Source organism: Synergistaceae bacterium (assembly GCA_021372895.1).
Classification (GTDB): domain Bacteria; phylum Synergistota; class Synergistia; order Synergistales; family Synergistaceae; genus JAJFTP01.
In genome coordinates this window covers 56004-69596 of record JAJFTP010000030.1, presented here as the reverse complement: position 1 = coordinate 69596, position 13593 = coordinate 56004, and the positions used below count along the sequence as shown (strand labels likewise).

The following is a 13593-nucleotide window of genomic DNA, read 5'->3' as shown; positions in this document are numbered from 1 at the left end:
CATCACCGGACCGTTCATACTGCGCCGTCTGAAGACAGACAAGGCTATTATAAGCGACCTGCCGGATAAAATAGAGTCTGAGGTCTTCTGTCCCCTGAGCCGCGAACAGGCGACCCTCTACAGTGCGGTGCTGAGCAGTCTCGATGAGGGCATTGCAGAAGCGGAAGGCATAAAGCGCAAAGGAATGGTGCTTGCTGCTATAACATCGCTTAAACAGATATGCGACCACCCGGCACTTTATCTCAAGGACAACTCGCCTCTTGAGGGCCGCTCGGGCAAATTTGTGCGCCTTGTTGAACTGGCTGAAGAAATGCTTGAAGCAGGGGACAGGACGTTGATATTCACACAATATGCAGAGATGGGGACAATGCTTAAAAAATTCCTTCAGGAAAATTTCGGGCGTGAAGTCCTCTTCCTGCATGGCGGCGTACCGCGCGAAAAACGGGATGAGATGGTACGGCGCTTCCAGGAATCCGAAAATCCGCCTCCTTTCTTCGTCCTCTCACTTAAAGCCGGGGGGACGGGACTAAACCTTACCGGGGCAAACCACGTCATAATGTTTGACCGCTGGTGGAATCCCGCCGTAGAACAGCAGGCTGTCGACCGCGCATACAGAATAGGACAGAAAAGCAGCGTGCAGGTCCACTATTTCTGCTGCAGGGGCACACTTGAAGAAAGGATCGAATCGCTTATAGAATCAAAGAGGCAAGTCGCGGACGCTGTCGTCAGCACAGGAGAGAGCTGGCTGACAGAGCTCTCTAAAGAAGACCTGCATGAACTGTTCGCGCTTGATTACGAATCCGTGGAGGACATAAAATAATGCCTGACCGCCGGCATAAATGGGAATACAAGAAACCGAGGGCTACTCGCGGAGGAATAAAATCCCGCACTTTAAGAGGCAGGTCTCACCGCTCAAACTGGTGGTCCGGCCGCTGGATGGAGATACTCGAAGAATTCATAGACACAGGGCGTCTTACCCGCGGCAAGAGCTACGCTCGCAAAGGACAGGTCGTAGACATTGAGATAGAACCGGGACTTGTTTCAGCTTCAGTACAGGGCACGAGAAAAAAACCCTACCAAATAAAACTAGGCTTTGAAACTGTCTCTGACGAGGCAAGAGAAATACTGCTGTTCCGTTTCAGGGAGAGGGCTTCTTTTGCCGCGCAACTCCTGGCCGGCGAGATGCCGGAAGAGATGGTGGACGTGTTCAAAGAAGCAGGCATTCCTCTCTTCCCAAATAAAAGTGCCGTCCGAAGGTTCAAATGCACCTGCCCGGATGACGCTACACCATGCAAGCATATCGTCGCTGTCCTTTTCCTGCTTGGCGAAGTCTTTGACGACGACCCGTTCCTGCTCCTGAAGCTGCGCGGCATTGATAAAAACGTGCTGATCGGCCTGCTGACGATGGAATCTACCGATAATAGCGAAGATATGGATTTATATGAAGCGGCAGACAATGAATGGAACGGTATGGATGACCTGCCGGTAATAAGCGGCGGCGCTGACATATCGGAAAACGGCGGATATCCCGGTACAAAGCAGGAAGACCTTCCCCTGGACAGGAGCTGGTACAGCGGAAATATGCCAACCTTTTCATATACTGAAGAGGAAGGCCGGCGCAGAATAGCTGCCCTTGAAGTACTGAACGAATTCCCATTCTGGCGCGGAGAGCATCCTTTCAGACAATCGCTCAGCCCATACTACGAGCGTGCTTCGGCCCTGGCTACAGAGATACTCACCGGCGAAAAACGCCTTCCTGTAGGAAGGCCCAAAAAGCTGCTGTAGGGTCATAAATTATCGAATTCAATGCGGCACGGCCGAAGCCGCACCACATTGAATGTCAGCATGTCAGATCAAACCAAGGATGTGCGGAAGATAGAACGCTATTGAAGGGATCATTGCCACCAAAAACAGAATCACCATAAGCGCCGTGATATAGGGCAGAACTCCCCTAAGTGATCTCTCAATCGACAGATCCGCAATAGAGCTTGCAATAAGCAGGCATAACCCGTAGGGAGGCGTAACCAGTCCGACGGCAAGTGTCATCACAGTAACGATCCCCAGATGTATCGGCGTAATACCCAGACGCACCGCAATGGGAAGGACAACCGGGATGAAGAGGATCATCGCGGGTATTGCGTCCATAAAAGTCCCGATGAAGAGAAAGAAAGCTATTATCACGAGCATAAATACATATGGACTGCTGATGTAAGAGGAGAAGAATAACGCGACATGCTCCGAAACTTTATAGTATCCCAGCAGCTCACCAAGGGCACTTGCCGTAGCAAGGGCGATCAGCGATAGCGAGCTCAGTTTAAGCGTCTCCTTGAGTATGCCCGGCATGTCCCTCATCTTAAGGGTCTTGTATAAGAAAAGGCTGATTATCATAGCATAGATGGAGGCGAATGCCGCAGCTTCAGTTGGAGTGTACCATCCTGTGCTGATGCCTCCGATTATTATCACCGGTGTCAGAAGCGCGGGGAATGATTTTTTGAAAAGGGACCAGACCTGACTACGGTTTGCCCTTTCGTAAACAGGGAAGTTCCTGCGTCTGCTTATTACCGCAACTATAAGCATCATTGAAAAACCGACCAGGATCCCCGGGATCATACCTCCCATAAAGAGCGCCGCAACCGAGGCGTTTGTCAGCCCCGAGTAGACGACCATCGGGATACTTGGCGGAATGATGACGCCTATGGTAGAGGACGCGGCCGTGACACCGACAGACGTTTCTTTGTCATAGCCTGTTTCTATCATTGCAGGTATCAGCATTTTACCTACACCTGCGGTGTCCGCCTGAGAAGAACCCGATACACCCGCAAATATCATCGATACGAGAATATTCGCGTGAGCCAGTCCGCCTCGGACATTCCCGACCAGCGCTATGCAGAATTCGACGAGCATTTTAGTGATCTGTCCGTGATTCATAAGGTTGGCAGCCAGAATAAAGAGAGGGATCGCCAACAGAACAAATGAGTTCAGCCCATAAAACATCTTCATGAACACGGTAAGATTCGGTACAAATGGTATAGTTGCGATACCGATCAGAGATATCATCCCGATAACGAATGCGATCGGCACGCCGAGGAATATAAGCAGTACAAACAGTCCGATGATCAGCATGTACATGGGTTATTCAGCCACCCTTCCACTCAGGGTCTGTATATCTTCGGCTATATGATAAAGACAATAAAGAGACATAGTCCCGCCCGCTATAGGCAGACAAAGCCACGTATAGCCCATTTTGACCCACGTAAGACTTATCCAGTTATAGTTCCAGAATTCTTTCGCGATTATTATCCCATAGAATAACATTGGCAGAGTGAAGCCGAGCATTATCACAGAGATAAAAATGTCATATTTAGCTCCCTGTTTTCCTTTGAATCTATCCTTAAAGAATGTGAAACAGAAATGAGATTTCCAATAAACCATGGCGGATGCGCCCATGAAAACGGCCCATATAAATGAGAAGTTTGCAATTTCCTCTGTCCAGAGCAGAGATATAGAAAGATATCTGGCACAGATCTGAATGAGGATCGCAATAAAAAATATGGACAGCAGAACTGTGCCTAATGCTTCCTGAATACGGAGTATCGTATTTACAAATTTTTTCACGATATTCCTCCCCTTTAAACTTTTTTATTTTTATTGTAAGAAGTGTTCTCCGCACCTATAGGTACGGAGAACACTTCAGCATACCCGATACTGCTGTTGTTGATTTTACAGCAGATGTTTTAATTTATCTGCCGGGTTTTATTTGCCTGCGTCGCGGATCTTTTTAAGAAGATCCTCCATCTTTAAAGATTGAGCAAGCTTATCCTGGATAGGAACTGCTATCGCGATCAGGGGCGCCTTGTCAATGGTGTTGACTTTGGCTCCGTCTGCAATAACTTTAGCCTTTGACTTCGCGAGTCCCGCATAGGTTACCTTACGCTCCTCTGCAGTTGCCTGCTTGAGAGCTTCTGTTATCCACTTCTTCTGCTGGTCTGTCAATTTGTCCCACTTCTTGCCGTTCATCAGGACAAGGCGCGTGGTGTAGTCATGCTCGGTCTCTGTTATAAACTTGCCGTTGGCTGTCTTGTGGTGGTCAAGAAGGCTGAAATTTGTGTAGTCGTTTTCAGCAGCATCAACAATGCCCTGCTGGAGAGCCTGATAAAGTTCACCCCATGCCACCTGGGTCGGGATCGCACCAGTCTGCTTCCAGAAGTCGGCAACAACACCCGACATCTGTGTGCGAATCTTCATCCCCTTGAGATCCGAAACCTTGAAGATTGGTTTTTTGCCGTAGTAGTTACGGACGCCTGCCGACCAGTACGACGCGATCCGGAATGTGTTGTTTGATTTTTCGTTGATTATTTTTGCAAGCATTGCACCTGCTTCACCGTCAACAGCCTTTTCCCAGTGCTTAAATCCTTTGAATAGATAAAGGAGCGAAAACATGTCGACTTCGGGGATCCCTATCTTAGTCATGAATCCGGGTGACGCGACCACGATGTCGGCTGCTCCGAGCTTCAGTTTTTCTACGAGCTCATCTTCATTTGTTCCGATCGTCCCTGCGTGTACATCTACGATGATTTCTCCTTTTGAAATTTTCTCTACTGCCTGCTTAAATTTAACCATACCATACTGATAAGGGTTTTCAAGCGATGTCTGGTTATGCGCGGCAATAAGCTTCAGCGGCGCTGCGTGTGCCGGGATTACTACTGCGAGAGCGAGAACGATAACGATGAACAGTGTAGTTAATTTCTTCATAATATTATTGCTCCTTCCCCTTATGGATTACTTGTGTTAACAGAAACGATTTGTCTCTGTTTGAAACCCTTGGCTCTCTCTTACCTTTCTTTCAGCAGATCTTTCCAGATCTCTTCGTTGACCGGTATGCCTAGTTCAAGGTTTTCTTTTCTCGTCAATGCCTCTTTTTCTCCCGGGTAAAGGAACGGCACACCCGGGTCGGCAGGTTCGGCTGCCTTAAAATCCTCGATCAGTTTTTCCGCCATTTCGTAAACATATTCACGACCGGATATCTTTTCAATGTCAAAAGAGATAAACACCTGTGTAAGCCCTATCTCTTCACCAAGACGCCCGATATCCGGAACCGTATTGCCTTTTGAGAGAGCCGCTCCTATGGCGTCAAGCAGAAATGAATAGCCCGATCCCTTCCAGAATCCTATCGGTAATACTCTACCCGTATCAAGTATAGCGCCGGGATCACAGGTCAGCTTCCCGTCTCTGTCATATCCGCCCGGGAATGGGAGCTGTTTGCCAGCCATCTTATAGCCCTCAAGCGCGCCATAAGAGTACTGAGCCAGCGCCCCGTCAATCAACAGATGCGCTTCTTTCCACGGGAATGCCATCACCAGCGGATTGTTGCCGACATTACAAGTCCTGGCGCCCCATGCAGGAACATTTACCGTCGTATTTGTCCAACAGATCCCTATATAACCGGCACGTGCGGCCTGAAGGCCGTAGGATCCGCCCCGCATCCAGTGGTTGGTATTTCTCATTGCCACACAGCCTATGCCATACATTGAAGCAAGCTCCATCGCCCTGTCCATTCCAGCTGCTGCGTTCGTACAGCCGACACCAAGGTTGCCATTCCACCGTTCAATTGCTCCAAATGAACCCTCTTGTGTCGGCTCAACATTTGGGTCGACATGTCCTTCCCTGACATATGATATAAATCTCGGAAAACGGTTCAGTCCGTGTGAATATACCCCGTCACAGCTGTTATCTGTAAACATCACAGCCGCTCTTTCCGCCTTGGCGGCAGGGAATCCGTGTTTTATCAGAATATCTTTAAACAGTCCTGCCATTTCACTGTATGGTACTCGCATTCTGATACCCCCCCTATTTAAGGCCTTCCCAAAGTCCGGCCAGATACATCGCTCCGAGTGCTCTGTCAAAAAGACCATATCCAGGCTTGCCTCTCTCACCCCATATCATGCGCCCGTGGTCGGGACGGATAGGGCCTGAAAATCCAGCGTTTTTAAGTGCTTTCATTATCCCAAGTATATCAAGACTGCCGCTTTCGGTGTTGTGAGCTGTTTCATGGAACTGTCCTTCTCCTGTGATTTTAATGTTGCGAATGTGTGCAAAGGTGATCCTGTCCATATTTGCATATTTATCCGCCAGTCTGACCATATCGTTTCCGCGACTTGCCCCGAGGGAACCGGTGCATAAAGTAAGCCCGTTGGCCGGGCTGTCATATATTTTTATCAAACGGTCCAGCGCTGTTTCATCAGTAATTATTCGGGGCAGTCCGAATATCGGCCAAGGCGGATCATCAGGATGTATCCCCATCTTGATTCCGGCTTCCTCCGCAACAGGAGCGATTTTTTTAATAAAAGCCTCCAGGTTCTCCCAAAGTCCATCAGACGAAAGTTCCTTATAAGCGTCAAAAAGGTACTTCAGTTCTTTGGCGCTGTACGAGGCGCTCCAGCCCGGCAGGTCTTTTGTCCCGTTTGAAAGATCCGTAGACAGAACTTCCATGTCGTCATAACCAAGCGCATTCGAGCCATCTTCAAGCCCAAATGACATATTCGATCTTGTCCAGTCAAAAACAGGCATAAAATTGTAACAGAGTGTCTGGATCCCGGCCGCTCCCATATTTCTTATGCTTTCACAGTAATTTTCAGTCAGTTTCACGGCAGAAGGTCTGCCCAGCTTTATGTCTTCATGAACCGGAATACTCTCGATAACTGAAAACCTGAGCCCTTTTGCCTCTATTTCGTCCCGCAGGGCGACCAGCCTTTCAAGAGGCCAGATTTCACCAACCGGAATATCATAGATCGCACTGACGATACCTTTCACGACAGGTATCTGTCTGATGTCTTCAAGTTTTATCGTGTCATCGGTCCCATACCAACGAAAGGTAATTATCATCACATTGACATCCGTCTAAAAACCGATACTGGTCCCGCCGTCGACAGGCAGCATGGCACCAGTTATATAGCCGGCCGCAGGAGAAAGCAGAAACAACACTGCGGCGGCAACATCAGCGGGCTGTCCCAAATATCCGGCCGGGGTCCTCCCAAGGACCTTAGTCTTACGCAAGGGGTCGCCATCGAACGCTTTGCGGGTCATTGCTGTATCAATAAACCCAGGCGCTACTGAGTTTACCCTTACTCCATAAGGTGTCATCTCGACAGCCAGCTCTCTGGTCAGGCCTGCGACCGCAGATTTTGAGGCTGTATATGCAGATGTGTTGATCAGGCCGAAAATATTGGACATTGAAACGATGTTGACTATTGCCCCTTCGCCACGTTTTATAAGGAGTTTACCGACCTCGCGGGTGACTGAAAAAAGCCCCATGAGGTTAGTATCAAGTATCTTTGCAAAAATCTCATCCGTCGTCTCCGAAAAAGGCAGTTTTATATTCTCACCCGCACAATTTACAAGTCCGTAGAGCGGGCCGCCGGCTTCGGCTTTATCTACAAGGGAAGGGACAGAAGAAAGATCCGCAACGTCACATGTGATCGCAGCGGCGTTTTCTCCAAGTTCTTCTACGGCTTTTTCAAGCACATCCGTTCTCCGTCCGCAGATGACGACAGTTCCGCCATATTCGCATATCAGCTTTGCTGTGGCAAACCCTATCCCGGTTCCGCCACCCGTGACCAGTATCCTCCTGCCGTCAAGTCTGAAAATGTTTGTCATTTCGTCTCCCTCTCCATCCTGCTCAGAAATCCATGCTATTTTCGGTTTAGATGCACCGCAAAGCCCATGAAATCGTAGTCGAGATAAGCTAATGAGATGTGCCCTTCTTTTGTTTTTACAGTCTCTTCGAGCGGTTTAATGCTAAAACCCGAGAACCATTCGAGGGCCCTCTCTACGGAGAGCGTCTCTATCGCAATATGCCCGTGTCCGCCCCTGCCGCGTGACTTCATTACCTCAAAAGATTCGCCGACGAACGATGAGCCGTTCCCCTCCTTCATCGGCATTCCGAGCATCGCAGACAAAAGTTTGGCACTTTCGACAGGCGATATCCCCGCTTCCGGATTTATTCCGATATGCAGGAGGCGGAAGCCAAGCGACAGCATCCTGGCCTCCCTGCACAGATTTTCGATTTTCCCGTACTCTCCTGCATCAAGAAGATCAGGCGCAACCATCCAGCTGCCTCCGACAGCAAACACATTGCCGCACGCCAGATAATTCTGCATATTCTTTGCTGTTACGCCTCCCGTGGGAATAAAAGAAATCTTTCCACAGAAAGGCCCGGCAAACGATTTAAGCATATCAACACCACCGGATGCCTCCGCCGGAAAAAATTTAACTACATCAAGCCCCATTTCTATGGCCTGCCCTATCTCACTGGAGTTGCTAACACCCGGCACCACAGGCATGCCTATACTTTGGCAATGAGCGACTATCTTTGGGTTAAAGCCTGGCGTTACAACGTAACGCGCGCCGGCATCAGCAGCCGCATCCACCTGATCGATCGTCAGAACTGTTCCCGCACCGACAATAAGTTCAGGCATTTCATAAGACAGCATTCTTATCGAGTCTTCCGCGGCATCTGTGCGAAACGTGATCTCGGCAACAGGCAGCGAGCCTGCCATAAGGGCTTTGCCTAGAGGCAGGGCCTGTTCCGCCGCGGTAAGTTTGACAACCGGGATAATGCCTATATCGCCAAGTTTTTTGAGTACTTCATCCATAGTCTGAACCTCCCTACCGCTGTACACGGCCAGAAGCATCGCCGCTGACCAGGGCCATGACATCATCAACCGAGATCCGATTATAGTCGCCGCGTATCGTATGTTTAAGCGCCGAGGCAGCCGCGGCAAATTCAAGCGCAGCCTGGGGAGTTTCAAGGTTGTTGATCCCCCAGATAAGACCGGATCCGAAAGAATCTCCGCCGCCGATACGGTCGACGATGTCGCGTATCTCATATTTTTTGCTGATATAGAATTTATCCTTTGTGGCCATAACAATTGACCAGTTGTTCCAGTCCGCACTTATGCTTTCGCGCAGGCTTACTGCCAGATGTGAAATATTTGGGAATACGTCCATAACTTTTGACGCCAGTTTTTCATATTTGGAGGAGTCGAGCTTGCCCGAAGTCACATCTACGTCAAGCTCTATGCCGAGGCATTTCTGACAATCTTCTTCGTTTGCGATCAGAACATCTGCATAACCTGCTATCTCTGACATTACCTCCATCGGAGTTTTGCCCCAATTCCAGAGTTTTTTTCTGTAGTTCAGGTCGCATGAGACCTTCAGCCCGCACTCATGGGCAGCCTTCATAGCTTCAAGCGTAACCGCCGCCGTCCCTGCGGAGATGGCTGGGGTAATACCGGTTGTGTGGAACCAGTGCGCACCATCAAAAATCTTATGCCAGTCAAAATCATCAGCGGAAATCTCTGATATCGAAGAATGCGAGCGGTCATAAATTACCTTTGAGTGACGCATGGAAGCTCCGGCCTCTGCATAGTATATGCCGATCCTGTCGCCGCTGCGTCTGATAAATGAGGTGTCTACCCCAAGTCCGCGGAGCTCGCGGACAGCCGCATCAGCTATTGGATTTTTGGGAAGTGCCGTAACAAAGGAAACATTTTCACCGTAATTTGCCAGGGAGACAGCGACATTCGCCTCTGCCCCTCCAAAAGTAGCATCAAAGGACGGAGTCTGCAGGAAGAGTTCTCGCCCGGGAGGGGAAAGTCTCAGCATCAGTTCACCGAAAGTAACGTATTTTTTCACTATGATCCTGCCTCCTGTCTTACTGGGAACAAAAAAAAGCATTATTATTAAGCTAAGCAATTTAAATTCTATAGACCCTTTAATTTTTTACTCAACTTTCCCACTTCTTGCTACTAGTGGATTCAAAACCTCTGTTTTTCGTCTTCTCCGTATGTTATTTAGCGGAGAACCAGTGGCTCTAAAATATTGAAGTCTCTGGATTCCCGATCTCGAAACGCACTCGAAATAGTTCAGTCACTATGGTGATTTGTTATGTCCCTCTTTCGAGGAACAGCGTCCTTCCTGATCAAAAGCATGCGGGAAAGACGATGGGAAAGTTGAATTTTTTACATGAAATTGATACTTGCATTTTGTGGCTATGTTCCGTATAATGGAACAACGTTCCGTATATTTTATAAAAATATTGTAATCCCTATTTTTATTTGTGTCAAAGCTTTTTTTAAAATCTATTTTCATCAGAGGTGTGCTACTTTATGGAAAAGGGCGTCGGGGTTATCAGAAAAACAATTATGTTATTGGGATATCTGTCGGAAAGAAATAACCCGAGCGGTATCTCTGAGATGGCAAAAGCATGTGAAATACCAAAGGCGACTGTACACAGGATATTGGGCGCCCTGTGCGAAGATAACGTTGTTCTGCGCACAGAAGACGGACAATATAAAATCGGGCCGACAGTCCTGCTGTGGAGCAGCGGCTATCATTTCGCCTCAGGAATTGTCGAGATAGCGCAGCCATGGCTCAGAAAATTGAGGGACGAATCAAAAGAGACCGTTCACCTTTCAGTCTATGAGCATGGGACTGCACAGTATGTGGAACGTCTCGACAGTCCGCAGACCGTCATACTGCGCTGGTCAAGGCTTGGGACTACACTGCCTCTTTATTGTACGGCCGCCGGACGGGCGATACTTGCCGCAATGCCGGAAGCAGAGATCGACTCGTATTTTGATAAAACCGAGCTCAAAGCCAGGACCGAACTGACCACAGTGTCTCCTTCCAAACTCAAAGAGATGCTCTTGCGCTTTCGTGCGCAGGGATATGCCGAAGAAAATAGGGAAAACGAAGAGAACATCCGTTGTGTCGGCGCCGCCATTTTGAACAGAAAAGGGTATCCGGTCGCAGCGATCAGCCTTACAGCGCCATCTTTCCGTTTCAGCGACAAAGATTCGGCAAAATTTGGAAAAGTCATTGCCGCCATGGCGCGTGAAATTTCAGCATGTCTGTAATATTTCCGGTTCCTGATCATAAGAGAAACGTCAAAATAATATAGAGGGCCCAGTTCGACGATCTAAAACCAGATAACATTCGGCCCGCTATATTTGCCGTCAAGTTTTTGGAAAAAGATGTCTATTAACTTGCGCCCTTTGTCGGGATCAATGAAACGGCGATCCGCCGTATCGTACCAATCTCTCATTTTGAGCCTGACGGCCATGCTGTGTCTGCGGTACCACCCTCTCCAGTAATCCTCCCGTATGAGTTCATATATAAGGACCAGGATATCTTCCGGATTTTCAGGCAGAACGATCGGGAGCGGCACTTGCTTGAGCTTGTTCACCGTGATGTGCCCGTCCATGACAAGCCTGACAGCAAGTCCTCTCTGTTTTTCTTTTGGAAGAACAGAGATACGGGTAAGGAATGCGGCGTCAAGGTGCGTAAGTTCACCGAGCGATTCCATCAGGTCCAGTGCAATCGGGTCTATAGAAAAATTCTGCTGCTTCGCCATCTGCCGAGCTGTCAGCGCATCCGCCCGGACCGCGAAGCAGATACAGAAAAGGATGCATATCATAAATAAGATCCTATTATTCATTCAGTTCATATACCTCCGTTTCTTGTTTTATTATGCTCCGCAATTTACCCTGCCTGTATTGTAAAATACTTGATGCCTGTGATTTTATACCATAACGTGTAAGCTGGTCATAACACAACAAATGATTTTATCGCGTGCATTTTCGTTGCCCTCGCCGAAACGTTACTTTTAAGTATTAAACTAACAAAAGTAAGGCATACACTGTACAACATGGGTAGTCTGTGCTATTTTGTTCATGCAAATTGATCGGTCATTGCAAAATATTTCCGTGACAGCAAATTGGATATTTTTATGGGGAAATGAACGCCTTGGACGATATAAGTATCAGCTTCATCGGAGCAGGAAAGGCCGGCGTGACATTGGGCGCATATTTTCGCAGCAAGGGGCTGGATATCGGCGGATATGTGGGCCGCAGCAGTGCGTCTGCGGAATACGCAGCGGATATAACAATGTCGAAGCCATTCAGCGGCATCAGTGAGCTTGTGAAACATAGCAAAATAATCTTTATAACAACGCCGGACGACCGGATAGGGGAAGTCTGGGGTGAAATATCGGTCTGCGGTATTAAAGATAAAATAATCTGCCATACCAGCGGTTCTCTGACTTCGGGCATATTTGAAGGAATAGGCGTTTGCGGTGCTTACGGCTATTCAGTGCATCCTATGTATGCATTTGCAGGCAAGGATGGTAATTTTGACGGACTTGAACAAGCCTGTTTCACGATAGAGGGCGATGAGCGCCGCATTGAGTATGTCAAAAATATTTTTTCCCTGACAGGGAACAAAACTATTGTAATAGATCAAAAAAATAAAACCTTATACCATATTGCAAATGTCATGGCGTCAAACCTTGTCCTGGCGCTTGTCAGCATCGGCTGTGAATGCATGGAGGAATGCGGCGTCGGCAGTGAAGAATCTCTGGATGCGCTACTCCCGCTGATTAAGGGCAACGTTGACAACATCGACCGAAAAGGGCTGATAAAATCACTCACCGGCCCGGCGGAACGTAATGACAGCGGCACTGTGGCCAAACACCTTGGCATCATTCCTGAAGAATATAAACCCGTGTATAAGATTTTAACCCGCAGAATTGTTGAATTATCCTGTAAAATCCACCCTGAGCGCGATTATTCAGAAATATGGAAGATGCTTGAATAAAATTGCAGCAGATATATTAACGGTAAAACTATAAATTTGGGGGTTAGGCAATGAAGAAGACCGTGGCGACTTTTATGGATGCCAAAGCTGAAAATAAAAAGATCACAATGCTTACCGCCTATGACTATTCAATGGCGAAACTGGCTGATTCCTGCGACATCGACGGAATACTTGTAGGAGATTCGCTTGGCATGGTATGCCTCGGATATAAGGATACGCTCAGTGTGACGATGGAGGATATGATCCACCATATCAAAGCTGTATCCAGAGGTACAAAGAATGCGCTGCTTATAGGGGATATGCCTTTTATGTCCTACCACGCTTCTCTGTATGATGCGGTTAAAAATGCGGGAAGACTGGTGCAGGAGGGGCATGCAGAGGCTGTCAAGCTTGAGGGAGGGGCATCTGCGGCAAGGCAGGTGCGTGCGATCGTGAAAGCACAGATCCCTGTCATGGGGCATATCGGCCTCACACCCCAGTCAGTGAATATGTTCGGCGGCTTCAAGATACAGGGGCGTGAACTTGAGACCGCCAAAAAAATTGTAGATGATGCGAAACGGCTTGAGGATGCCGGAGCTTTCTCTATAACTCTGGAATGTATCCCCGCCGCTTTGTCTGAAAAGATAACAGCGGCCGTTTCAATCCCGACTATAGGCATTGGGGCCGGCCCGCACTGCGATGGACAAATCCTGGTATATCACGATATGCTTGGCATGTTTTCGGATTTCAGGCCTAAATTCGTAAAGATATTTTCAAATGCGGGAGAGGTGATCCGACAGGGGATAAGGAAATATGCGGAGGAAGTGCGGAATGGCGCTTTCCCGTGCGCCGAACATTCTTTTGCAATTGATGAAGAGATAATCAAAAAGCTTTAATGTTATAAAATCCGGATGGAAAGCTTGATCAGCCGGCAGGCTGATTGTAAGGAAGGTGTGGGGC

The 13593-nt window shown here is 48.3% G+C and carries 14 protein-coding genes; 5 read left to right on the top strand and 9 right to left on the bottom strand.

The genetic code is table 11. The features are described 5' to 3' along the window. Both LLF78_03370 and LLF78_03365 read left to right on the top strand, forming a co-directional pair. Positions 1-820, top strand: an 820-nt coding sequence (locus tag LLF78_03370) for a DEAD/DEAH box helicase (GenBank protein ID MCE5201538.1), incomplete at its 5' end; no start/stop codon positions are given. Continuing rightward, positions 820-1785, top strand: a complete 966-nt coding sequence (locus LLF78_03365) for an SWIM zinc finger family protein (GenBank protein ID MCE5201537.1) — start codon at positions 820-822, stop codon at positions 1783-1785. The genes LLF78_03370 and LLF78_03365, both read left to right, overlap by 1 nt. A gap of 63 nt (positions 1786-1848) precedes the next feature. Here the strand turns inward: LLF78_03365 and LLF78_03360 are convergent, their stop codons facing one another. The 8 genes from LLF78_03360 to LLF78_03325 all read right to left on the bottom strand — a co-directional run bounded on the left by LLF78_03360 (position 1849) and on the right by LLF78_03325 (position 9693). Further along, on the bottom strand, positions 1849-3129 hold the full coding sequence (locus LLF78_03360; protein ID MCE5201536.1) for a TRAP transporter large permease: 1281 nt from the start codon (positions 3127-3129) through the stop codon (positions 1849-1851). 3 nt (positions 3130-3132) lie between these two features. Further along, positions 3133-3615: a TRAP transporter small permease gene (locus tag LLF78_03355; GenBank protein ID MCE5201535.1), complete on the bottom strand. Its 483-nt coding sequence runs from the start codon at positions 3613-3615 to the stop codon at positions 3133-3135. A gap of 138 nt (positions 3616-3753) precedes the next feature. Then, entirely contained in the window at positions 3754-4752 is a 999-nt protein-coding gene (locus tag LLF78_03350; protein MCE5201534.1) for a TRAP transporter substrate-binding protein, read from the bottom strand. A gap of 80 nt (positions 4753-4832) precedes the next feature. After that, positions 4833-5834, bottom strand: coding sequence for a 3-dehydro-L-gulonate 2-dehydrogenase (gene yiaK, locus LLF78_03345; GenBank protein MCE5201533.1), 1002 nt, complete (start codon positions 5832-5834; stop codon positions 4833-4835). A gap of 13 nt (positions 5835-5847) precedes the next feature. Continuing rightward, positions 5848-6882, bottom strand: coding sequence for a mannonate dehydratase (gene uxuA / locus LLF78_03340; protein ID MCE5201532.1), 1035 nt, complete (start codon positions 6880-6882; stop codon positions 5848-5850). A gap of 15 nt (positions 6883-6897) precedes the next feature. Beyond that, entirely contained in the window at positions 6898-7653 is a 756-nt protein-coding gene (locus LLF78_03335; GenBank protein ID MCE5201531.1) for an SDR family oxidoreductase, read from the bottom strand. A 35-nt stretch (positions 7654-7688) separates the two neighbouring features. Further along, on the bottom strand, positions 7689-8651 hold the full coding sequence (locus LLF78_03330) for a bifunctional 4-hydroxy-2-oxoglutarate aldolase/2-dehydro-3-deoxy-phosphogluconate aldolase (GenBank protein ID MCE5201530.1): 963 nt from the start codon (positions 8649-8651) through the stop codon (positions 7689-7691). Positions 8652-8664: 13 nt separating this feature from the next. Further along, positions 8665-9693, bottom strand: a complete 1029-nt coding sequence (locus tag LLF78_03325) for a sugar kinase (GenBank protein MCE5201529.1) — start codon at positions 9691-9693, stop codon at positions 8665-8667. 473 nt (positions 9694-10166) lie between these two features. On the opposite strand from LLF78_03325, the gene LLF78_03320 reads away from it, so the two are divergent. Next, entirely contained in the window at positions 10167-10916 is a 750-nt protein-coding gene (locus LLF78_03320) for an IclR family transcriptional regulator (protein MCE5201528.1), read from the top strand. 62 nt (positions 10917-10978) lie between these two features. On the opposite strand, the gene LLF78_03315 is transcribed toward LLF78_03320, so the two are convergent. Beyond that, positions 10979-11497 carry a hypothetical protein gene (locus tag LLF78_03315; GenBank protein MCE5201527.1) on the bottom strand — a complete coding sequence of 173 codons (519 nt, stop codon included), beginning with the start codon at positions 11495-11497 and terminating at the stop codon, positions 10979-10981. A gap of 308 nt (positions 11498-11805) precedes the next feature. Between LLF78_03315 and LLF78_03310 the strand changes: the two genes are divergently transcribed. Both LLF78_03310 and panB read left to right on the top strand, forming a co-directional pair. Then, positions 11806-12654 (top strand): DUF2520 domain-containing protein, encoded by an 849-nt coding sequence (locus LLF78_03310; GenBank protein MCE5201526.1) that lies wholly within the window; start codon positions 11806-11808, stop codon positions 12652-12654. A 50-nt stretch (positions 12655-12704) separates the two neighbouring features. Then, positions 12705-13529: a 3-methyl-2-oxobutanoate hydroxymethyltransferase gene (panB, locus tag LLF78_03305; GenBank protein ID MCE5201525.1), complete on the top strand. Its 825-nt coding sequence runs from the start codon at positions 12705-12707 to the stop codon at positions 13527-13529. Positions 13530-13593 lie beyond the last annotated feature (64 nt).